Raw genomic sequence first — 885 nt, forward strand, 5'->3', positions numbered from 1 at the left:
CGGGCTGTTGCGGAATCGTGTGGGGGTCAGTGCAACGGATCTCGTCAGTGGTGGCGGGTGGCCGGGCCCGAGGTCGGTTTAGCCGGCGGCGGGAGCGAGGGCTGCGGTTCCGATCGCTTTGAAGAGGTTGTGCACCAGGGCGTGAAAGCTGAATTCTGCGGCGGCCCTGTTGATTCCGCGGCTGGTGAAGCGCCGGAATCCCAGGTTGTGTTTGGCGTGCGCGAACGGGGTCTCGGCGATATGACTGCGCTGCTTGTAGAGGGCGTGGCCTTCGGGGGTGCGCAGTCGATGCGCCATCGCCTCGATCGGAGTGGCCTCCGTCGGGGGTGGCCCCGTGGTGGGTTCCTCGCGGGCGGCCACGGCCAGGTCACGACTCTTTCCCACCGCGATCAACCGGTCAGGTCCGGGCTCGGTGAGGTTGTCGATGCTCAGATAGCCGGCATCGGCGAGCACGACCCCGATCCCGCTCGCCGCCCCGCTGCGATCGCGGCGGTGGGCGTCGATGAGGGCAGCCGCAGCAGTGGCCTTGTCCAGGATGGTCACGAACGCGGGGGCATCGCTGGAGTTGTTGCCCACGCTGGTGGCGATGATCAACCCGTCGCTGCTGGTGGCGGCCTGACAGTTGTAACCCTGCACCCAGCCGCCACCACGCAGCGGCATCATCCGTGACTGCGGGTCGGTGATGTTGCGCCGGGGCTGGCCACCGCGGCGCGCCGCGGCGCGCTGGGCAGCCGCCTGCTGGGCCTGCTCACGGGCCGCGGCCTCGGCGATCGCCCGCCCCAACGCGTCCTTGACCCGGTTGACTTTGGCGTTGCGCTCGACGGGCAAGGGGGCGCGCCCCACGCACCCGCCGGCGATGTAGCGATCAATCTTGGCTTGCTGACG

At 69.5% G+C, this 885-nt stretch carries 1 protein-coding gene; it reads right to left on the bottom strand.

Annotated features, from left to right (window positions below; genetic code table 11):
• Positions 1–78: 78 nt before the first annotated feature.
• Positions 79–885, bottom strand: an 807-nt coding sequence (locus BST13_RS38055; protein ID WP_142282955.1) for a transposase, incomplete at its 5' end; no start/stop codon positions are given.

The sequence above is a fragment of the Mycobacterium aquaticum genome (assembly GCF_002086485.1).
Taxonomy (GTDB): Bacteria; Actinomycetota; Actinomycetes; order Mycobacteriales; family Mycobacteriaceae; genus Mycobacterium; species Mycobacterium aquaticum.